The sequence below is a fragment of the Floricoccus penangensis genome (assembly GCF_001832885.1).
Lineage (GTDB): Bacteria > Bacillota > Bacilli > Lactobacillales > Streptococcaceae > Floricoccus > Floricoccus penangensis.
This window is the reverse complement of sequence record NZ_MKIQ01000028.1, coordinates 163,983-184,406: the sequence shown is the minus strand read 5'-3', so window position 1 is coordinate 184,406 and position 20,424 is coordinate 163,983. Positions and strand designations below refer to the sequence as shown.

Here is a 20,424-nt window from a genome sequence, read left to right as displayed (position 1 = left end):
TTTTTGTCTTTTTTATAAAAAAATACACTGAAATACACGGCTGAAAAGACTCTATTTATAAGGGATTACACCATATATAGTTTTTATTTTCGTAATAAGCACTACATATGGTATGTTTTCGCTTGATAATTAACTGGGAAAAGTTTAAAATAACTTCATATTCAAAAAAAGAAAAGAAAAATATTAGGAGTTTTTTATTATGGTAACTGTATTCTCTAAAGATAATTGCATGCAATGTAAGATGGTGAAAAAATGGTTAAATGACAAGGTTATTCAATATAAAGAAATCAATGTTGATGAAAATCCTGAATTTATAGATCAAATTAAATCTATGGGATTTATGGCTTTACCAGTTATCACTAAAGATGATAGCATTGCTTTCTCTGGTTTTAGACCAGCTGAATTGGCGAAATTATAAAATAATATAAATCATAAATTTAAATAAATAAATACCTTATAAAAGCTAGAGTTATTCTAACTTTTATGAGGTATTTTTGTTAAATGGTTAAATATTCTTTGAATAATTCCTCAGCTACATCGTAGTAACAGTTTTTTATATGGTAGACATTCAAAAAACGATATATATCTACATATTCGGGCGGATTCTCGTAGAGGGAAAGAAATTCTTTGACCCTTTCATTTATCCAATATTTATCAGCCTCTGCCTCTTGTTTGAAGTGGAGATGACTTGATGATAGAGATGTTAAATCGTGCTGATTTAAATAGTGACCGAGCTCATGGAGGATAGCATTTTCAATTTCAACTCCAATAAGGTTGTTATTAATGTATATTGTGCTATTTTCGGGTAAATATAGCCCTGGTGCATCAATACCATAGGTATAAACAATTGTAATTCCTAATTCTTTTAGTTTTTCTTTAATATCCATATGAAACATCCTTAGTTTTGTGTGTTGACCGGGTGTTGTATTGAGATAGCTAAGAATATCTCTAAACAGTGTTATTAATTGTTTTCTTTAGATTCTAAATGCAAACGCAGCATTTTTTTTACAAATTCACGATCGTTGTCAGATAGGGGTTTTCCACCGAAGCTCATTGCACTATTGACCATTACTTCGAGATCGTTTTCTACATTTTCTGAAGTACTACTATCAGTTCTCCCAAGAAGGTAATCAACGGAAATATGAAAGTAATCAGCAATTTTTTCTAATTTATCTTGCGAAGGTCTAGAATTTTGCCTTTTCATAATATAAAAATAATTTTCGCTAAATCCAAGATTAAGGGCGAGAGTCTTTAAACTCACATGCTCTTTTTTAGCGAGTGACTGTATTTTATCGTACAGGGTCATAAGACTTCTCCTAAAAGTATATAATATTATAGATTTTTTCGTTGACTGGAATATAATTATATTCTATAATCTGTTTTGTTAAGTAAATATTGGGTGAAAAATACTTATTGATAAGTTTATAAAACACATAACATTGCCTTTTTGTTAATTCAATTGTATATAATTATATTCTTTTGTCAAGAGAAACATATAATTAATTCGTTTCTTAGTGAATATATGTTAGGAGATAAATATGACTTTTAGAACAATTAAAATAAAAAATAAATCAAAAGTAAGGTGGGAAATTTTTGAAAATCTTTGTAATACATTTGGCTATTCATATGAAATTGTAATTGATAATAGTTTAAATTTAATACCACAAATTTTTGATAATGATGGGAAAATGATAACTAGTCCGGGTAGTGATAGGATTGAAGTAGGAGATGAAAGTCGCATTTTAACAAAAAGTGATAGAGCAAAATATAGAAGTGCTCAAAGAAACTTACAGCAAGACAGGGTATTTGAATTGACTCTATCTTGCGTTGAAGAAGAAAGTTAAATTAATGAATCAAGACTAGTATATTTAGATAATAAGGGGATGGAAAATGAAAAATAAGAAAAAAGCTGTGTATTTATTAGTGTTACTCATAATATTAAACATGATTATGTTTTTATTAATGATCCATAAAAGTAATAGGAGGGAAGTACTTATTGAAAATGAATTTGAAATTGAGAAAGTAGTCCCTTTGGGTGATAGTAACCGATTTATAGAAATAGTAAGGGATAATAAAAATAAAGTAGAATACATTGTTGATGGTGAAAATTGGATAAGAAGAGACAAGTGATAACAGAATAGATTGAGGTTAAAGATGATTGAAATAAATGAAAAAGAAATTGCGAAATCTGCTAAAAAGTTATTGAAAACATACCATGATAAAAAGAGAAGATACATTCAAATGAAACCCTCTTCAATAAATTCAAAATTAGTCACTGATATTCCGAGGGTAAAAGGTAAAGCCGATAATGAATTATGGGAATCTTGGATTGATTGCGGTGTAGAAATTGAAGAAATTGAAAGAGCTGTAGAAAGTGTAAAGACTTTTGAACCAACCTTCTATTATATGTTGAAATTACGCTATATAGAAACAAAAGATGACAAGGGAAGGTGTTTTTACGAAACTGAAATTGGCTACTCATCAAGTCATTATGATAGAAAGATGCGTAAAGCGCTTATGATGTTTGCTGAATCATATCGTAAAGGTCAACTAATTAAAGAATACTATGAATTAATGACTTCTAGTATTTGATAGGGTTTTTTTGGGATACAATATGGGGATAAAAGTTTATAGAAAGAGATATTATGATAGTGTAGTAATTTTGATAAATGACAGGCCTGTTATTCTATTATTATATTAAATAAAATAAATTTTAAAAAATTCTGGTAAATAAATTTACTGGGATTTTTATTTGAAAAGGAGAAGAAATGGATTTAGTATTCAATAAAACAATGTTAGTATTACTAACGATTTTTGCTGTTATCCTAACTGTAGATTATATATTAGGTAGTTTTGTAGCAAACAAACATAATCTTTACTCTTCTGAAAAAGGAAATGAAGGGTTGATGAAAAAATTTATCGCTTTTATCTTATTTACAGTTGTAGTATTAGTTGCTGATTTTGCAGATTTATTTAATTTACCATCAATGGAAGAATATATAAGATTAATAAAAATTGCGTTACCAGTAACAATAACAGCTTATGGAAGAAAAGAATTATCGAGCATAGTAGCCAATCTGAGTATTATTTATGAATTTGATATTGGAGATTTTTTGAGTAAATCTTTATCAGCTGATCAGGAATTACAGTCGAAACAAAGACGTATGGATAATGCAAAATTTGTAGATAAGGTCAATGAAACGCAATTAAATGAAAATGAAAAAAATAAGTAAGGAGAATATTTATGGTGGTAGACAATGAAAAAGTAATTTCGTGGTTCATTAATAATATTGGGAAACTCACATATTCTATGTATGGAAGTAGAAATGGGGATGATGGAACAGCAGACTGCTCAGGATCTATGGTTCAGGCTGTTTATGAAGCCGGTGGTTCGAAACCTTCTTGGTTGTACAATACAGATAGCTTACATGATTATTTGCTAGCAAATGGATATAATCTTATTAGCGAGAATCAAGAGTGGGATGCTAAAGTCGGAGATATTTATATTTTTGGTATGAAAGGTATTTCTGGAGGTAGTGAAGGGCATACAGGTATTTTTATAAATGATGATCCAAATGCAATAGAAATTTCTTGTGATTACTCCACTGGTGGAGTTGTCAACACAGCAATTCAAGAATACGGATTTGACGGATATTGGGCTAATGCTGGTTATCCATATTTCTATATATATAGAAATTTATCTTCAAATAATGGTATAAATCAATCCACAATAGAAGGAGAGTGGATAGCTGAAAAAGGATTTTTTAAATTGAATACTGCAATCTTTTTAAGCTTTAATTATCCTCTAAGTGGTAAAAAGATTCTGCTTAATAAAGATGATAAGATTAAGTATGATCAATATAAAATAGATTACAATGGTTATGTTTGGATTAGACAATCTCGAGAAAATGGTAAGTTTGCATATTTACCTACCGGTGAATCGTTAAATGGAAAGAGAATAAGTATTTGGGGATGTTTTGAATAACAAAAAAAGACCTCGTTGAATCAATTGGTTCAACGAGGTTTGTTTAAATTGTTTTTAAATTATAATTTTAGCTTATCTAAATTTATTTCTTGCATATTTTTAACGACACCGTTAAAGTAAGTACCTAATTCATCATCTGTTAATGCAGCAGTTCCACTTCTCATGAAATTTGATATACCTGTTGCTGAAATCCATAGGCAATATGCAAGTGTTTTAATTTCTTTTTCGTTCAAATCGTCTGACTCTGAGCTTTCAGATAAAAATTTGAAAAATAATTCATAAGAAAAATTTGCAGTTTTCTTTGCTGTATCTTTTTTTGTACTAAATAAATCTTTTAGCAGGTCTTCAGTAGCTATAGGATGGCCATTAGGAAATTTTGAAAATCCAATCATAAGATTAACAATTGGTGTATATTCCGAAATATTGTTATCATAATCATTTTTCAGTTTTTCGTAAAAATATTCTAAAAGTTCATCTCGAAGGTTTTGCATATTTTTGAATTGTTGGTAAAGTGGTTGAGTCGAAATCCCCATATATTCGGCTAGTTGTCGTGCTTTAAATTTTGCTGGTCCGTATAATACTATAAACTTAGAAGCGGCTTCTAGAATATCTTGTTTACTAGTTTCTTGAGTTCTTGCCATATTAATATTATTCCCCCTGAATTGTTATTAACATTATAACTTATGTTTTATTATTTTGCAGTATGCTTAATGTTTATCTGTGTACATTATGATATAATTATCTCATAAAATTGGAGGAAATCATGGCAACATTTGAAGAAAATTTAAAAAAATATGCAGAATTAATTGTTAAAATTGGAGTAAACGTTCAAAATAATCATACTGTAGTGTTAAATATTGCAGTTGATCAAGCACCATTAGCTCGCCTAATCGTAAAAGAGGCATACAAGCAAGGTGCACGAGATGTGATTGTGAGATGGTCTGATGAGGCTGTTAATCGAGAAAGATTGATTTCGGCAAAAAATTTAGATGAGATAAAGGAATCAACAACGAAAATATTTGATGAATGGATTGAAGACGGAGCCAGTCGTATCAGCGTAGTGTCAGATAATCCTGCAGCATACGAAGGTGTCGATCCTGAAAGAATTGCTCTTGCTCAAGCAACAAATGGTAAAGCAAGTCGTAAGTTAGGTGCATGTTTACAAGCTAATAAGTTTTCTTGGTTGGTCGTTGCAGCAGCGAGTCCCGAATGGGCTAAAGAAGTATTTCCTGAATTACCAGAAGACGAGGCAACTGATAAACTTTGGAATGAAATATTTAAAGCTACACGCACTAATTTAGAGAATCCAGTTGAAGCATGGAATGAGCATGATAAGCTATTAACTTCGAAGGCTAAATGGTTAAGTGAGCAAAAATTTGACAAATTCCATTACACTGCACCAGGTACTGACCTAGTTGTTGGTTTACCTAAAAATTATGTTTTTGAAGGACCAAGTTCATATAATTCACGTAATGAAAGATTTATTGCTAACATGCCAACTGAAGAAGTTTTTTCAGCACCAGATAAAAAAAGAGTGGACGGTGTTGTATCAAGTACAAAACCTTTAAGTTATGCTGGTACAATAATTGATGGAATTAAATTGACACTTGAAGATGGGCGAATTGTAGATGTTTATGCAGACAAAGGACAAGAAACATTAGAGAAATTAGTTGCTACAGACGAAGGAAGTCATTATTTTGGTGAGATTGCTCTAGTTCCTAATTCTAGCCCTATTTCTGCAAGTGGTATTATTTTCTTTGAAACATTATTTGATGAAAATGCCTCTAATCATATAGCTATCGGTCAAGCATATGCTTTTAGTGTTGAAGGTGGGACTGAAATGAGTCAAGAACAGCTTGATGAAGCAGGACTTAATAGAAGTGACGTTCATGTTGACTTCATGATAGGAAGCGATAAGATGGATGTTGATGGAGTTAAAGAAGACGGTACTATAGTTCCAATCTTTAGAAATGGAGAATGGGCATGAGTCAAAAAACTTTAAAAAATCAAAAATTGACCGTTATTGTCGATAGCTTAGGTGCAGAGTTACAAAGTATAAAAACAGCAGATGGGACAGAATATTTATGGCAAGGTGATAAAGAATTTTGGTCACGACGTGCCCCTATTCTATTCCCTATTGTTGGAAAGTTGAAAAAGGGCTCTTACATTTATGATGATCAAAAATATAATATGTCGGGACATGGGTTTGCACGAGACAATGAGTTTAAGGTTAAACAAGGATTGTTGAGTGAGTTAGAACATGAACTAGAATATGAGCTTAGAGAAAATGAAGAAACCCTCAATAATTATCCTTTTAAATTTTCTTTAAAAGTTCAATACAAACTAAAAGAAAATACAATTGAAGTGAGATATATTGTAAAAAATCTTGATGAAAAAGTAATGTTTTTTGGAATCGGTGCCCACCCAGCTTTTAATGCACCAAATGAAGAAGGAAATTTTGAGGATTATAAAATTTCTATCCTTCCAGATAAAGGACGAAAAACAATTCCGCTAAATACTGCAGAGGGAACTTTGTTTTTAGATCGTGCTGTTGTGACGGATGAAAGTGAATTTCCTTTAACAAGAGAGCTTTTTTCAGAGGATGCTCTAGTTTTTGAAACACCAGGAAAAACTGATGTGATAATTTCTAACAATAAAGATGATAGAACTGTAAAAATCTCTTACGAAAATATGCCATTTTTGGGAATTTGGAGTCCTTATCCAGCAGAAGCGCCATTTGTTTGTATCGAGCCATGGTGTGGAATAGCCGATGATGATCAAACTGATGGTAATATTGCTACAAAATTTGGAATTAATGAGCTACTTCCTGATGAAAAATTTGAATGCGGATACACAATTGAAATAAATTAATTCCTTAAAAGCATTGCTATGGCAGTGCTTTTTGATTTGGTCTATACAAAATAATTGAATTTTTTGAAAATTTATACTTTACATTCACAAATACTTATGTTATATTTTCTAACATAGAAAATATAACATATTTTTGAAGAAGAATGGAGAGTTTGTTTATGAGTGGAGCAAGTATTGCATTTATTATTGTATGCGCGGCTTTGGTGTTTTTAATGACACCGGCATTAGCCTTCTTTTATGGAGGGTTAGAGAGAAGAAAAAATGTTTTAAACACGATGATGATGGCTATAATTCCTATTGCATTAGCTTCACTTTTATGGCTTGCAGTCGGTTATACATTATCTTTCAGTGGAGATGGTTCATTTATAGGAAATTTCAAACATGTTTTTTTTGAAGGAGTGGACATGGCAAATAATACTCTTCATGGACTTGAGATTCCGGATGGTTTGTTTGCAGGCTTTCAAATGATGTTTTCAATTATCACTGTAGCGATTCTTACGGGTTCGGTTACAGGTAGAATCAGGATTCTTCCGCTAATGTTTTTTATTCCTTTGTGGCTAGTTTTAGTATATTATCCGTTAGCACATATGGTTTGGGGTGGAGGTTTCCTTGATAAAATACATTCCATTGACTTTGCTGGTGGGAATGTAGTTCACATCTCTAGTGGTGTTTCAGGGCTTGTCTTGGCATTGGTTTTAGGTAGACGTAGAGAATATAATCAGTTAGTTTATCGTCCTCATAATGTACCTTTTGTTTTGCTTGGTGCTGGATTACTTTGGTTTGGCTGGTTTGGTTTTAATGCAGGAAGTGCTCTCGCTGCAGATGGACTTGCAGTGCATGCATTTATGACTACTCATATTGCAGCAGCAGCAGCAATGTTTAGTTGGATGCTGATTGAAATGATTCATATTGGAAAGCCAACAGTCGTAGGAGCATCAACAGGCTTAGTGGTTGGTCTTGTAGGTATTACACCTGGAGCAGGATTTGTACCTTTATGGGCTTCGTTAGTAATTGGATTGTTAGTAAGTCCTGTATGTTATTTTGCAGTATCGAATATAAAAGAAAAGTTAGGATATGATGATTCCTTAGATGCATTTGGATGCCATGGAATCGGAGGGATTTTTGGAGGGATAGCAACTGGATTGTTTACAAGCAAAACTTTAGCACCTGACAAAGATTATGTTGGTTTAGTGTTTGGAGATCCTAAGTTATTAATTGCTCAGGTAGAAGCTATCGTTTTTACAATCATCTTTTCTGCAATAGTGACCTTCGCTATAGCAAAAGCTATCAGTTTGTTTACCAAATTACGTGTCGAAGATAAGGCTGAGGCAATTGGCTTGGATGATAGCGAACTAGATGAAACAGCATATCCAACGTTTATGGGATTAGATAGTTAATTAGGAGACGAAGATATTATGAAAAAAATTGAAGCTGTGATCAGAACTGAGAAACTTGAAGATTTGAAAATGAAATTTGCTGATGAAACATTAATTACAGGAATGACAGTATCTCAAGTGTTAGGTTTTGGAGAACAAAAAGGATTTAAAGAGTATGTACGTGGTAAGGCAGTTCAGCCAATGCTGCTTGCTAAGGTAAAGATAGAAGTAGTATGCCAAGATGCCAACGTTGATGCTATTGTTGAAGAGATTCGACAAGCTGTAACTACTGGTGAGGCAGGGGATGGAAAAATATTTATTTATCCGATTGAAAAAGTAATTAAGATTCGTACAGCTGCTGAGGAAAAAGACAATATTAACGGTTTGGATCTAACAGGAATTCAAATTGAAAAAAACAAATAATTGAAAGATGGTCGTTGACCGTCTTTTTTATATTGATATAAAAATATCGTATTTTTAAATCATTTTATTTCTTCAAAAACTTGAAAAAAATATTTAAAACAAGTAAACTCATATATAATGAGAGAAAGTGACGGGATTTTGACGTGAAGAAAATATCAACATTTGAAAATAAAAAAGTTTTAGTCTTAGGACTTGCTAAGAGTGGAGCAAGTGCGGCTCGTGTTCTCAACGATCTGGGAGCGATAGTAACTGTCAATGATGGAAAAGAACTTGGTGAGAATAAAGAAGCGCAGAATCTTTTGGAAAACGGTATTCGTGTTATCAGTGGAGGTCATCCAGTAGAGTTGCTTGATGAAGATTTTTCGCTTATGGTTAAAAATCCTGGTATCCCATACGAAAACCCTATGGTTGTTAAAGCGTTGGAAAAAGGCATACCTGTAATTACTGAAGTAGAATTAGCTTATTTAATTAGCGAGGCTGATATAATTGGTATTACAGGTACGAATGGTAAGACAACAACAACAACATTGATTGCTGATATTTTAAATGAGGGCGGGCTTTCGGCGAAATTAGCAGGTAATATTGGATTTCCTGCAAGTGAAGTTGCTGAAAAAGCTACCGAAAATGATACCCTAGTTATGGAGTTATCAAGTTTCCAACTTATGGGAATTGAAAAGTTTCGACCTGAAATTGCAGTGATTACTAACATTTTCTCTGCCCACTTAGACTATCATGGTAACCAAAAAAACTATGAGGCAGCTAAATGGCGTATACAGGAAAATATGGAAGACTCTGATTTCTTGGTGATTAATTTTAATCAGGAAAAGTTAAGAAAGCTTAGTGAAGAAACTAAGGCTCAGGTTATTCCTTTTTCAACTCTTGAAAAAGTTGATGGAGCATACGTGCTCAATGGTGAAATATATTTCCGTGATGAGTACATATTGGATGTGGATAATTTATCTCTTCCTGGGGAGCATAATGTTGAGAATGCTTTAGCAGCAGTTGCAGTGGCGAAATTAAAAGGTGTATCTAACCAGTCAATTATTAATATCTTGACTACTTTTTCAGGTGTTAAACATCGTCTTCAATACTTAGGAAATATTGAGGGTGTAAAATTTTATAATGACAGTAAAGCGACAAATATCTTAGCTACGCAAAAGGCGTTAAGTGGTTTTGAAAACAATAAACTTTGGCTGCTAGCAGGAGGTCTTGATAGAGGTAATGGTTTCGAGGAGCTTGCATCTGATATTGAAAATCTAAAAGGAATGATTGTTTTTGGTGAGACTGCTCCGAAGCTAAGAGAACTTGCGGAAGAATTAAATATAACTGTTTTAGAGAGTGAAAATGTAGGGACTGCTGCAAGACTTGCATTTGAAAAAGCCGAGCCAGGCGAAGTAGTTCTTTTGAGTCCAGCAAATGCAAGTTGGGATCAATATCCGAATTTTGAAATTCGTGGAGATGTTTTTGTTCAAGAATTTGATAAGTTGAAAGAAGAAATATGAGAATTATTGTGACAGGTGGAGGAACAGGAGGGCATGTTTATCCTGCCCTTGCCTTTATTAGTTACTTAAAAAAAGTTACACCGAGTACTGAGGTTTTATATATTGGTACAGAGAAAGGTTTGGAGAGTAAAATAGTCCCTCAAGCTGGATTGTCATTTGAAACAATTGATGTTCAAGGTTTGAAAAGAAGTATAAGCCTTCAAAATGTAAAGACTATTTTTAAATTTGTTAAATCAACAAATCAAGCAAAAAAAATTATAAAGGATTTCAAACCTGATATCGTTTTAGGTACAGGAGGTTATGTTGCTGCACCAGTTATTTATGGTGCTAGTCGTCTCAATATCCCAACAGTAATACACGAACAAAATAGCATTCCTGGAATGACCAATAAATTTTTAAGCAGATTTGCAACAAAAATTGCAGTTGGTTTTCAAGAAGCAGCTAATTATTTTCCTGAAGAGAAAACATATTTTACTGGTAATCCAAGATCACAAGAAATTGCAGATATTGATGCAGAAGAAGCAATAAGTGAATTTGGAATGTCATTAGATAAGAAGACAGTCTTGATTTTTGGTGGCTCTCGTGGAGCATTAAAAATTAATCAGGCGATTGTAGAAGCACTTCCTAAATTTGTTGGTAAAAATTATCAGGTTATATATGCATCTGGTGAAATATACTATGATGAATTTAAAGAAGTGTTTGAAAAATATAATATCGAGCCTAATATTGCTATTAGGCCTTATGTAGAAAATATGTCTGAAGTAATGTCGAATGCAGATATATTAGTAAGTCGCGCTGGAGCTACTACTCTTGCAGAGGTAACATCACTAGGTATTCCTTCAATTCTTATTCCAAGCCCATATGTTACAGCAGATCACCAGACCAAGAATGCAGAAGCCCTTAAGAAATTAGGTGCTGCAATTATAATAACTGATGCTGAGCTAACAGGTGATAAGATTGTAAAACAAATTGAAAGAATTTTAGATGATGGAATGATGTATCGCAATATGTCAGATGCTTCAATGAGAGAAGGAGTTTTAGATTCAAGTGTTCGCTTGTTAAAAGTGATCAATAGGTGTTTAGAATAAATTATATGTCAGATAAAAAAGAAAATAACGAAAATAAAGAACTAAGTCCTTGGCAACAAAAGCACTTGGAATATCAAAAAGAAAAAAACAAACAAACTGAAGAAGTTCAATCATCAGAGGATGTAAAGGATAAAAAATCTAAATCCCCCAAAAATAAAGTCGATGACTCAGAAGTTTCTGAAGAAGAGCGAATAGATTTTGAGAGTATTGACGAACAAGAAGTCCAAAAACCAAATAAAAGAAAAATTTTTCCTATATTGAAAAAAATGTGGTGGGTGATACTAGGCTTTTTGGTTGTCTTACTACTCAATCTTTATATTGTTAGTCCATATAGTAGAGTTCAAAAATTTGTTGTGAATGGTGACACACATGAATCTATAGAGTCAATCGCCAATGCAACAGGTATTCGAGAGAATGATAGAATTTATAATATCTATCATCATCGTTCAAAGATATCAAAAGGGGTTTTAAAAGCCTTCCCTCGAATTGAAAATGCTAACTTGCAAATAAAACTACCGAGTACGGTTGTTGTAAATGTTAAGGAGTATCCAGTTGTTGCATATGTGAAAAATAACAATGATTTTTATCCTGTTATTTCCACTGGTACTTATATTGAATCTGAGAAGATTGGTGAAGATAAGATTGATAAAAAATTGCCAGTATTAGATAAAATATTAGACAAAAATGAAGTTAAGTCATTTATTGATTCATATTCAAAACTTCCTGTGGAGATTAGAAGCCAAATTTCAACTGTTACAAAAACACCAACTAAATCAACATCTGATTTCTTAACAATGGAAATGAGAGATGGAAATCAAGTTTTGGTTCCTTTATCTGAAATTGATATGAAACTTCCTTATTATACAAGTGTCAAGAAAAGTTTGGATCAACCAAGTACTATTGATATGGAGGCTGGGATTTTTTCGAGTCCACGAACGAAAGCAGATTCTGAAAAAGATGATTCGCAAGAGAAAGCAGAAGATAAAAAGAAAAATTCCAATCAATAGGGTTAATAATATTAATCTTGATTAATATAACCTAGATAAACGAAAAAATGAATTTTCTTACAATATTATTAAACTGTAAGCTAGAAAGCTTACAGTTTTTTTGGTAAAATGAGGCGATACGTCAAATTCTAAGCAAAGTTGAGCTATATTTTGTGAAAATCTAGTTGATCTTTGTCTAGAAAGACGTTATCAAAAGAATATAGTTAATATTTAATTTTCTAGAAAAAGTGGCTAGTAATTAGACCAAGTAGCTATATTTGCAAATCAAGGGTGTTAAAACACCACTAAAGTAAAGGTGAGAAAATGTCGAAAAAAACTTTTGAAATGGAATTTTATGGTCGTCCTCTAGTTGTTGAGGTTGGTCAAGTTGCTAAACAGGCTAATGGAGCAGCAGTAGTTCGTTACGGTGAAACTACAGTTCTTACAGCAGCAACAATGAGCAAACAAATGAAAGATGGAGATTTCTTCCCTCTTCAAGTAAATTATGACGAAAAAATGTATGCCTCAGGTAAATTCCCTGGAGGATTTAACAAACGTGAAGCACGCCCTTCAACAGAAGCAACTTTAAATGCTCGTTTGATTGACCGTCCAATTCGTCCAATGTTCGCAGATGGATTCCGTAACGAAGTGCAAGTTATCAACACTGTGCTTTCATATGATGAAAATGCAACAGCGGCAATGACAGCCATGTTTGGTTCAAGTTTGGCTCTATCAATTTCTGATATCCCATTCAACGGTCCAATCGCTGGTGTTGAAGTAGGGTACGTCGATGGCGAAATTATAATTAACCCAACTGCTGAACAAAAGGAAAATAGCCTTTTAAATCTATCAGTAGCAGGTAACCGAGATGCTATCAACATGGTAGAATCTGGAGCCAAAGAACTTTCTGAAGAAATTATGCTAGAAGCCCTTTTAAAAGGTCATGAAGCAGTTGTTGAGTTGATTGAATTCCAAGATAAAATCGTTGCTGAAGTGGGAGTTGAAAAAGCAGACGTAGAACTTCTACAAGTTGATGCAGATTTACAAGCAGAAATCGTTGCTAAATACAATGACGATTTGCAAAAAGCAGTTCAAGTTGAAGAAAAATTAGCTCGTGAAGATGCAACAAACGAAGTTCGTGCCCGTGCGATTGAAGAATATGAAGAAAAATTTGCAGAAGATGAAAATAAAGTTCGTTTAATGCGCGAAGTAAATGAAATTCTTGAAATCATGGAACATACAGAAGTTCGTCGTCTTATCACAGAGGACAAAGTTCGCCCTGATGGTCGTAAAATTGATGAAATTCGTCCACTGGATGCCGAAATTGATTTCTTACCACAAGTACATGGTTCAGGTCTATTTACACGTGGACAAACTCAAGCTTTATCAGTATTAACGCTTGCTCCAATGGGAGAAGCTCAAACTATTGATGGACTTGATGATGAATACAAAAAACGCTTCATGCACCACTATAACTTCCCACAATATTCAGTAGGTTCTACTGGTCGTTATGGTGCTCCTGGACGTCGCGAAATTGGACATGGTGCACTAGGTGAACGTGCTCTTGAACAAGTTATGCCAAGTCTGGAAGAATTCCCTTATGCTATTCGCTTAGTTGCTGAAGTATTGGAATCAAATGGGTCAAGTTCGCAAGCCTCTATTTGTGCCGGAACTCTTGCTTTAATGGCTGGTGGTGTGCCTATCAAAGCACCTGTAGCAGGTATTGCAATGGGACTTATCTCTGATGGTGAGAACTATACTGTTTTAACCGATATTCAAGGTTTAGAAGACCACTTTGGCGATATGGACTTTAAGGTTGCCGGAACTCGTGAAGGAATTACTGCCCTTCAAATGGATATTAAGATTGATGGTATTACTCCTCAAATTTTAACCGAGGCTCTAGCACAAGCTAAGAGAGCAAGATTTGAAATTCTTGATGTAATTGAAGCTACAATCCCAGCTCCTCGTCCTGAACTTGCACCAACTGCTCCTAAGATTGAAACAATCAAGATTGATGTTGATAAGATTAAGATTGTTATCGGTAAAGGTGGAGAAACGATTGATAAGATTATCGCAGAAACTGGCGTTAAAATTGATATTGATGAAGATGGACTTGTTGCAATCTTCTCTAGCGATGCAGCAGCAATTGCACGTGCTAAAGAAATCATTGAAGAACTTGTTCGTGTTGCTAAGGTTGGTGACGTCTACGAAGCTAAGGTACAAAGAGTTGAAAAATTCGGTGCTTTCGTAAATCTATTTGGAAATGTAGGAGCTCTACTTCATATTTCTGAATTAGATTGGGCTAAAACAGATAAAGTTGAAGACGTAGTAAATATTGGTGATGTTGTAAAAGTTAAGGTTATCAAAATTGATGACCGTGGACGTATTGATGTAAGTCGTAAAAGACTACTGCCAAGACCTGAAAGACCAGCTAAGCCAAAAACAGAAGAAAAATCAGATGTTGTAAAAGCTGCTGAAAAAGCTGAAGAAAAACAAGATTAAAATTAATACTCATAATATGCAAAAAAGGGAAAGCTTTTATTTCCTTTTTCTGTATATGCTTATAACTAAATTGATTCCATTTATTAATATTAGAAAAAGATATTTATCTAGAAAGGTGTTATTTATGATTTTAGAGGAATTTGAAAATACAAAAGCTGTTATCAACCCTGAAGATTTACGTTCACACTATCCTGATTTTAAGGAAGTATGTGATGTAATGATAATGCCATTTTCTGGAGTGATTGTTGATACACTTATTGCTCAACCTGAAAGTAGACACATCGGCAATATATCTAATATTAATGGATTATTACCAGTCTACATTTATGAAAAATCGGACATAAAAGTTGCCTTTTGTTTGGCTACTTTGGGGGCTCCGTCGACAGTAGGTATGTCTGAAGAGCTGCATGCACTTGGATTTGAAAAATTTATCTATATGGGTTCATGTGGTGTGCTTGATAGAGATCTAGAGGCAGATAAAATTGTTCTTCCGACTTCTGCTGTACGAGATGAAGGGACTAGTTATCATTATGCCCCTACTAGTGATGAAATTGATATTAAAACAGAAATTACAGAAAAGCTGATAGATATTTTTAAGAAAAATAATATTGGTTATGTTCTTACCAAGGCTTGGACTACAGATGCTTTCTTCCGTGAAACGCCTGCCAAGGTCAAAAGAAGACTTGAAAGTGGCGTTCAAGTTGTTGATATGGAATGCTCAGCAATAACAGCTTGGTCACAATTTAGAAATTTACCTGCCTACCAGTTCTTCTATACAGCTGATTTTGTCAATCACGAAGATGAAATATGGGAAGAGAGAACAGATGAGCGACAAGAAGATGTCTTGGTATTTTGGGATATTGCCTTGAAAATAGCGAAAGAGATTTAATATGATTAAAATTTATAATACTTTAAGTCGAAAAAAAGAAGATTTCATACCATTAGAAGCTGGAAAAGTTAAGATGTATGTCTGCGGACCAACAGTTTATAACTACATCCATATCGGAAATGCTAGAAGTGTAGTAGCTTTCGATATGATACGAAAATATTTGGAATACCGTGGCTTTGAGGTGAACTATATTTCAAACTTTACAGATGTGGATGATAAAATAATTAGAGGCGCAAAAGCTGCAGGTCTTGATATTAAAGATTTTTCAGATGGATTTATTGAAGCCTTTTTCGATGATGTAACTTCCTTAGGTGTTAAAAAAGCAAGTCAACATCCACGTGTTGTTGACTTTATGGATTCGATAATTTTGTTTGTGGAGACTTTGATTGAAAAAGAATTTGCATATGAAGTCAATGGAGATGTATATTTTAGAGTTCGTAAATTTCCAGATTATGGGAAATTAGCCAACAAGAATATCTCTGAACTTGAAGAAGGTGCAAGTGGACGACTAGATAATGAATCGTTCAAAGAAGACCCGCTTGATTTTGCCCTATGGAAATCAGTCAAGAATGATGAACCATCATGGGATAGTCCGTGGGGACCAGGGCGTCCTGGTTGGCACATTGAGTGTTCAGTAATGGCTACTGAAATATTAGGTGATACAATTGATATTCATGGTGGAGGACAAGACTTAGAGTTTCCGCATCACACAAATGAAATTGCACAATCGGAAAGTAAAACTGGAAAAACTTTTGCCAATTATTGGATGCATAATGGGTTTGTAACTGCAGCTGACGGTGAAAAAATGAGTAAATCTCTTGGAAACTTTAAAACTGTTCATGAAATGCTTGAAGTAGCAAATCCTCAAGTTTTGAGATTCTTTTTAGCTACTACACATTACCGTAAACCATTGCCGTTTTCAGATGATAATGTTCGTGATGCAGAAAATAACTTGCAAAAGATAAAGAATGCGTACGAAAATTTAATCTTTGATTTATCAAACGGAAAAGATGCTGACAATGAAATTCAAGTTGATGAGTTTCGTGGCAGATTTATCCAAGAAATGGATGATGATTTTAATATCGCCAATGGATTAACAGTTTTTTATGACTTTATAAAATTTATTAATTCTGGTGGTTCGAGCCTTGCTTCTAAAAAACTTTTTGACGAAATAAATGGAATTATTGGCTTAGATTTTGAAGGAAATTCTTCAAAAAAAACTGATGATGAATATATTGAAGCAAAAATTGAGGAAAGACAAACTGCTAGAAAAAATCGTGACTTTGCCCTTGCTGATGCAATTCGTAATGAATTGGCAGAACAAGGAATTATTTTAGAAGATACTCCAGATGGGGTAAGGTGGAAACGTGGCTAAAGTTGATGTTAAATTATTAAATGGGATTGCTCTTGCCTATGCAGGGGACTCAATTTATGAAGTATATGTACGGGATCATTTGATTTTTAATGGTTTGACAAAACCGGATAGACTGCATAAATCAGCAACGAAGTTTGTTTCAGCAAAAGCTCAAGCTTGGCTGGTTAGTCAGATGGAAGAGGCAAACCTTTTGACTGATGAAGAATGGTCTTATTTCAAACGAGGAAGAAATGCAAACAGTAAAACTAAAGCAAAAAATGCTGATATTTTAACATATCGTATTTCAACAGGATTTGAAGCAGTCATGGGATATCTTCATCTTACTGAACAAAATCAAAGATTAGATGAAGTTGTCAGATGGTGTATTGCGAAAATTGAAGAAGAACAAGCGAAACTGTTAGATGAACGTAATTAATTGATATAAAGTCTTATGCTATAATTAGTGTAAGACTTTATTATTTATAGAAATAGGGAAAACATGAGAAAACAAGACAATAAGCGTTTTAATAACAAAAATAAAAATGATTTTAGAAAAAAAAATACAGGTAAAAAGGTATTTGATAAAAATAAAGGAAATTCAAATTTCAGAGAGAAACAAGAATTTGATGCGGAACAAATAGATAATGATATTGTCTATGGTGTACATGCAGTTATTGAAGCTTTGAAGGCAGATACTGGTAATAAGTTATATATCCAAGAAGATCTTAGAGGCAAGAACTTGGCGGATATAAAGGTACTTGCAGCTGATAAAAAAGTCTCAATATCTTTTGAGAAAAAACAAGAACTTGATAAGATGAGTGATAATGGCGTTCACCAAGGTTTTGTGCTAAAAGTTAGCGCATATGCATATATAGATTTTGATGATCTTTTGAAATTGGCAAATTCAGATGAACAAGATAATCCTTTTATAATTATTCTTGATGGCTTAACGGATCCGCATAACTTAGGTTCGATTTTAAGAACAGCAGATGCCACTGGAGTCACTGGTGTAGTCATTCCTAAACATAGAGCAGTTGGAATTACGCCAACAGCTGTGAAGGCGAGTACAGGAGCGGTTCAATATGTGCCGGTTAGTCGTGTAACTAATCTCAGTCAGACACTTGATAAGCTTAAAGAAGATGGATTCTGGATTTTTGGAACTGATATGAACGGTACTAAATATACAGATTGGAACACTCAGGGGAAAATTGCTTTGATTATCGGTAATGAAGGCAAAGGCGTTTCTACAAATATAAAAAAACAAGTTGATGAAATGATTACTATTCCTATGACTGGACATGTTCAGAGTCTTAATGCAAGTGTAGCTGGTGCAATTTTAATGTATGAGGTGGCCAGAAAGCGAGGCTTCTAAATGAAGAGACAGCTGCTGATAGTGGATGGATATAATATGATTGGATCATGGAAGGAAACTCATACACTATTTCAACAAAACAGGTTAGAAGAGGCGCGTGATTATTTACTTGAAAAACTTTCTGAGTATGCAAATTTTGAAGGGATAGAGGTTGTGTGTGTCTTTGATGCACAATATGTACCCGGAGTTAGAACATCGTATAAAAAGTATAATGTACTAGTCGTTTTTACAGAAGAAGATGAGACGGCTGATGATTATATCGAACGCTTAGCGGGTGAGTGTAATGATATATTAACTCAAGTTTTTGTAGCTACTAGTGACTTGGCAGAGCAATGGGTTGTTTTTAGTCAAGGTGCTGCTCGAATTTCCGCCCGAGAACTTGAAAAAATGGTTGATTTAGGTAAAAAAGATGTAAAAAACTTCACAAATTCACTAATGGATGTGAAACCTAGAGCAACACAATGGAGTGAAGAACAGATAAATCAACTGAAAAATCTTATGAATAAATTGGATTAAATATAAAAAATTGATTTAAAATTTTTGTTAAAAAAACCAAAAGAAATATGATAAAAACAGGGGTAAGTTATTGCTTTACTCGGTTTTTATGTTAAAATATTGAATGAGTGTTAATATCTAGAATTAGGAATATTATCTACTTTAATAATAATGTACTTTAAGAATAGGAAAGGAGTCACTTTCATGGCCAAAAGTGGACTTTTTACGGGTGTAGATATCGGAACAAACACAATTAAGGTGTTAGTTGCTGAATACATCCGTGGGGATATGAATATAATTGGTGTAGGAAATGCCAAAAGTGAAGGGTTGAAGAACGGAATTATCGTTGATATCGATAAAGTAGCAACTTCACTTCGTAAAGCTGTAGAAGCAGCAGAAGAACGTTCTGGAATTAAAATTACAAATGTTAATGTGGGGTTACCTGCAAACATGTTGGAAGTTGATCCTTGTCAAGGGATGATTCCAATATCAAATGAATCAAAAGAAATTACAGACAATGATGTCGATCAAGTCGTAGATAATGCATTACTTCGTAGTGTTCTTCCTGAAAGAGAAATTATCGCAGTAGTTCCTAAAGAATTTACTGTTGATGGCTTTGAAGGAATTACAGATCCACGTGGAATGTTTGGAGTTCGTCTTGAAATGAAAGGCCTACTATACACAGGACCAAAGACAATTATTCATAACTTACGTAAGGCAGTAGAACGTGCAGGCTTGGTTGTTGAAAATATAGTGATTACTCCATTATCACTGTCAAAATATGTGTTAAACGAAGGTGAACGTGAATTTGGTACAGTAATAGTTGACATGGGTGCAGGACACACTTCAACAATTGCAATGAAAGATCAAGAACTACAACAAATTGATGTTAGCTCTGAGGGTGGAGATTATGCCACTAAAGATGTATCAACAGTATTAAATACATCAATTGAGATTGCTGAAGATTTGAAAATTAACTACGGTGAAGCTAGTACTGAGAGAGCCAGTAAAGATGAGCGTTTCTTAGTTGACGTTGTTGGTAAAAATGAGCCCGAAGCTATTGATGAGTATTATTTAGCTCAAATTTTAGAAGCTCGCTTAACACAAATTTTCACGCATGTTAAGCATGAACTAGAGCAAAGTAGAACTATTGATTACCCAGGTGGTATTGTTCTTATCGGCGGTGGAGCAGCGATGCCAGGAATCGTAGAATTAGCTAGTCAAGTCCTAGGCGTAAACGTTCGTTTGTTCGTTCCAGCTGAAATGGGGTTAAGAAATCCAATTTTTGCTAATGTATTAAGCATAGTTAACTATGTTGGAAGCCGAAGTGATATTGAAACTTTAGTTCAAAATGCAGTGGTTAAATTAGAATCACCTGCAGAAAGTATTCATAGCCAAAATTCTCAAAGTACAGAATATACAAACTTTATCCCTGTTTCTCGCGAAGAAGATGTAGTTGTATCTAGCAACGTAGCAGCTTTAGCTCCTGAACAGGTTAATCAAGATAATAGAAAAGAAGGTGGGGTATTCCACCGAGTAAGAGACATGTTTGGAAACATGTTCGACTAATAGGAGGAATAA

At 33.7% G+C, this 20,424-nt stretch carries 23 protein-coding genes; 20 read left to right on the top strand and 3 right to left on the bottom strand.

Translation table 11 applies throughout. The annotated features are described in order from the left end of the window. Positions 1-199 precede the first annotated feature (199 nt). A complete protein-coding gene (gene nrdH, locus BG262_RS07505; RefSeq protein ID WP_070788273.1) occupies positions 200-418 on the top strand; it encodes a glutaredoxin-like protein NrdH in 219 nt (72 codons plus the stop codon). 79 nt (positions 419-497) lie between these two features. Here nrdH and BG262_RS07500 read toward each other — a convergent pair whose 3' ends face one another. Next, entirely contained in the window at positions 498-887 is a 390-nt protein-coding gene (locus BG262_RS07500) for a M78 family metallopeptidase domain-containing protein (protein ID WP_070788272.1), read from the bottom strand. 74 nt (positions 888-961) lie between these two features. Continuing rightward, the gene (locus tag BG262_RS07495) at positions 962-1,306 is read right to left on the bottom strand and encodes a helix-turn-helix domain-containing protein (protein ID WP_070788271.1); all 345 of its coding nucleotides are present in this window, start codon (positions 1,304-1,306) and stop codon (positions 962-964) included. A gap of 232 nt (positions 1,307-1,538) precedes the next feature. On the opposite strand from BG262_RS07495, the gene BG262_RS07490 reads away from it, so the two are divergent. The 5 genes from BG262_RS07490 to BG262_RS07470 all read left to right on the top strand — a co-directional run bounded on the left by BG262_RS07490 (position 1,539) and on the right by BG262_RS07470 (position 3,985). After that, on the top strand, positions 1,539-1,844 hold the full coding sequence (locus BG262_RS07490; protein ID WP_070788270.1) for a hypothetical protein: 306 nt from the start codon (positions 1,539-1,541) through the stop codon (positions 1,842-1,844). Positions 1,845-1,890: 46 nt separating this feature from the next. Beyond that, a complete protein-coding gene (locus BG262_RS07485; protein WP_070788269.1) occupies positions 1,891-2,130 on the top strand; it encodes a hypothetical protein in 240 nt (79 codons plus the stop codon). Between the two features lie 24 nt (positions 2,131-2,154). Next, positions 2,155-2,592 carry an ArpU family phage packaging/lysis transcriptional regulator gene (locus tag BG262_RS07480; protein WP_070788268.1) on the top strand — a complete coding sequence of 146 codons (438 nt, stop codon included), beginning with the start codon at positions 2,155-2,157 and terminating at the stop codon, positions 2,590-2,592. 176 nt (positions 2,593-2,768) lie between these two features. After that, positions 2,769-3,233, top strand: coding sequence for a phage holin family protein (locus tag BG262_RS07475; RefSeq protein WP_070788267.1), 465 nt, complete (start codon positions 2,769-2,771; stop codon positions 3,231-3,233). A gap of 11 nt (positions 3,234-3,244) precedes the next feature. Continuing rightward, entirely contained in the window at positions 3,245-3,985 is a 741-nt protein-coding gene (locus tag BG262_RS07470) for a peptidoglycan amidohydrolase family protein (protein ID WP_070788266.1), read from the top strand. 59 nt (positions 3,986-4,044) lie between these two features. Here BG262_RS07470 and BG262_RS07465 read toward each other — a convergent pair whose 3' ends face one another. Beyond that, entirely contained in the window at positions 4,045-4,626 is a 582-nt protein-coding gene (locus BG262_RS07465; RefSeq protein WP_070788265.1) for a TetR/AcrR family transcriptional regulator, read from the bottom strand. A 119-nt stretch (positions 4,627-4,745) separates the two neighbouring features. On the opposite strand from BG262_RS07465, the gene BG262_RS07460 reads away from it, so the two are divergent. From BG262_RS07460 to ftsA, 14 genes are all read left to right on the top strand, one after another. Then, positions 4,746-5,972, top strand: a complete 1,227-nt coding sequence (locus tag BG262_RS07460; protein ID WP_371827964.1) for an aminopeptidase — start codon at positions 4,746-4,748, stop codon at positions 5,970-5,972. Continuing rightward, positions 5,969-6,856, top strand: a complete 888-nt coding sequence (locus BG262_RS07455) for an aldose 1-epimerase family protein (RefSeq protein ID WP_070788263.1) — start codon at positions 5,969-5,971, stop codon at positions 6,854-6,856. The genes BG262_RS07460 and BG262_RS07455 overlap by 4 nt, the downstream gene beginning before the upstream one ends. 158 nt (positions 6,857-7,014) lie before the next feature. Then, entirely contained in the window at positions 7,015-8,253 is a 1,239-nt protein-coding gene (locus BG262_RS07450) for an ammonium transporter (RefSeq protein ID WP_070788262.1), read from the top strand. 18 nt (positions 8,254-8,271) lie between these two features. Next, a complete protein-coding gene (locus BG262_RS07445; RefSeq protein ID WP_070788261.1) occupies positions 8,272-8,655 on the top strand; it encodes a P-II family nitrogen regulator in 384 nt (127 codons plus the stop codon). Between the two features lie 143 nt (positions 8,656-8,798). Beyond that, complete coding sequence (gene murD, locus BG262_RS07440; RefSeq protein WP_070788260.1) at positions 8,799-10,157, top strand: UDP-N-acetylmuramoyl-L-alanine--D-glutamate ligase; 1,359 nt, start codon at positions 8,799-8,801, stop codon at positions 10,155-10,157. Further along, on the top strand, positions 10,154-11,245 hold the full coding sequence (murG, locus tag BG262_RS07435; RefSeq protein WP_070788259.1) for an undecaprenyldiphospho-muramoylpentapeptide beta-N-acetylglucosaminyltransferase: 1,092 nt from the start codon (positions 10,154-10,156) through the stop codon (positions 11,243-11,245). The genes murD and murG overlap by 4 nt, the downstream gene beginning before the upstream one ends. 5 nt (positions 11,246-11,250) lie before the next feature. Continuing rightward, positions 11,251-12,252: a cell division protein FtsQ/DivIB gene (locus BG262_RS07430; RefSeq protein WP_070788258.1), complete on the top strand. Its 1,002-nt coding sequence runs from the start codon at positions 11,251-11,253 to the stop codon at positions 12,250-12,252. Positions 12,253-12,555: 303 nt separating this feature from the next. Next, positions 12,556-14,733, top strand: coding sequence for a polyribonucleotide nucleotidyltransferase (gene pnp, locus BG262_RS07425; RefSeq protein WP_070788257.1), 2,178 nt, complete (start codon positions 12,556-12,558; stop codon positions 14,731-14,733). A gap of 124 nt (positions 14,734-14,857) precedes the next feature. Further along, entirely contained in the window at positions 14,858-15,622 is a 765-nt protein-coding gene (locus tag BG262_RS07420; RefSeq protein WP_070788256.1) for a nucleoside phosphorylase, read from the top strand. 1 nt (position 15,623) lies between these two features. Continuing rightward, the gene (gene cysS / locus BG262_RS07415; RefSeq protein WP_070788255.1) at positions 15,624-16,997 is read left to right on the top strand and encodes a cysteine--tRNA ligase; all 1,374 of its coding nucleotides are present in this window, start codon (positions 15,624-15,626) and stop codon (positions 16,995-16,997) included. Continuing rightward, the gene (locus BG262_RS07410; protein WP_070788254.1) at positions 16,990-17,412 is read left to right on the top strand and encodes a Mini-ribonuclease 3; all 423 of its coding nucleotides are present in this window, start codon (positions 16,990-16,992) and stop codon (positions 17,410-17,412) included. The genes cysS and BG262_RS07410 overlap by 8 nt, the downstream gene beginning before the upstream one ends. 63 nt (positions 17,413-17,475) lie before the next feature. Beyond that, the gene (gene rlmB, locus BG262_RS07405) at positions 17,476-18,348 is read left to right on the top strand and encodes a 23S rRNA (guanosine(2251)-2'-O)-methyltransferase RlmB (RefSeq protein ID WP_083312940.1); all 873 of its coding nucleotides are present in this window, start codon (positions 17,476-17,478) and stop codon (positions 18,346-18,348) included. Further along, positions 18,349-18,864 carry an NYN domain-containing protein gene (locus BG262_RS07400; protein WP_070788253.1) on the top strand — a complete coding sequence of 172 codons (516 nt, stop codon included), beginning with the start codon at positions 18,349-18,351 and terminating at the stop codon, positions 18,862-18,864. A gap of 183 nt (positions 18,865-19,047) precedes the next feature. Next, the gene (gene ftsA, locus BG262_RS07395) at positions 19,048-20,412 is read left to right on the top strand and encodes a cell division protein FtsA (protein ID WP_070788252.1); all 1,365 of its coding nucleotides are present in this window, start codon (positions 19,048-19,050) and stop codon (positions 20,410-20,412) included. The last annotated feature ends 12 nt before the right edge of the window (positions 20,413-20,424 follow it).

Bases quoted from the DNA above. Each gene is read 5' to 3' on its own strand.
- nrdH (WP_070788273.1), top strand. From the start codon at position 200: ATGGTAACTGTATTCTCTAAAGATAATTGCATGCAATGTAAGATGGTG.
- BG262_RS07500 (WP_070788272.1), bottom strand. From the start codon at position 887: ATGGATATTAAAGAAAAACTAAAAGAATTAGGAATTACAATTGTTTAT.
- BG262_RS07495 (WP_070788271.1), bottom strand. From the start codon at position 1,306: ATGACCCTGTACGATAAAATACAGTCACTCGCTAAAAAAGAGCATGTG.
- BG262_RS07490 (WP_070788270.1), top strand. From the start codon at position 1,539: ATGACTTTTAGAACAATTAAAATAAAAAATAAATCAAAAGTAAGGTGG.
- BG262_RS07485 (WP_070788269.1), top strand. From the start codon at position 1,891: ATGAAAAATAAGAAAAAAGCTGTGTATTTATTAGTGTTACTCATAATA.
- BG262_RS07480 (WP_070788268.1), top strand. From the start codon at position 2,155: ATGATTGAAATAAATGAAAAAGAAATTGCGAAATCTGCTAAAAAGTTA.
- BG262_RS07475 (WP_070788267.1), top strand. From the start codon at position 2,769: ATGGATTTAGTATTCAATAAAACAATGTTAGTATTACTAACGATTTTT.
- BG262_RS07470 (WP_070788266.1), top strand. From the start codon at position 3,245: ATGGTGGTAGACAATGAAAAAGTAATTTCGTGGTTCATTAATAATATT.
- BG262_RS07465 (WP_070788265.1), bottom strand. From the start codon at position 4,626: ATGGCAAGAACTCAAGAAACTAGTAAACAAGATATTCTAGAAGCCGCT.
- BG262_RS07455 (WP_070788263.1), top strand. From the start codon at position 5,969: ATGAGTCAAAAAACTTTAAAAAATCAAAAATTGACCGTTATTGTCGAT.
- BG262_RS07450 (WP_070788262.1), top strand. From the start codon at position 7,015: ATGAGTGGAGCAAGTATTGCATTTATTATTGTATGCGCGGCTTTGGTG.
- BG262_RS07445 (WP_070788261.1), top strand. From the start codon at position 8,272: ATGAAAAAAATTGAAGCTGTGATCAGAACTGAGAAACTTGAAGATTTG.
- murG (WP_070788259.1), top strand. From the start codon at position 10,154: ATGAGAATTATTGTGACAGGTGGAGGAACAGGAGGGCATGTTTATCCT.
- BG262_RS07430 (WP_070788258.1), top strand. From the start codon at position 11,251: ATGTCAGATAAAAAAGAAAATAACGAAAATAAAGAACTAAGTCCTTGG.
- pnp (WP_070788257.1), top strand. From the start codon at position 12,556: ATGTCGAAAAAAACTTTTGAAATGGAATTTTATGGTCGTCCTCTAGTT.
- BG262_RS07420 (WP_070788256.1), top strand. From the start codon at position 14,858: ATGATTTTAGAGGAATTTGAAAATACAAAAGCTGTTATCAACCCTGAA.
- cysS (WP_070788255.1), top strand. From the start codon at position 15,624: ATGATTAAAATTTATAATACTTTAAGTCGAAAAAAAGAAGATTTCATA.
- rlmB (WP_083312940.1), top strand. From the start codon at position 17,476: ATGAGAAAACAAGACAATAAGCGTTTTAATAACAAAAATAAAAATGAT.
- BG262_RS07400 (WP_070788253.1), top strand. From the start codon at position 18,349: ATGAAGAGACAGCTGCTGATAGTGGATGGATATAATATGATTGGATCA.
- ftsA (WP_070788252.1), top strand. From the start codon at position 19,048: ATGGCCAAAAGTGGACTTTTTACGGGTGTAGATATCGGAACAAACACA.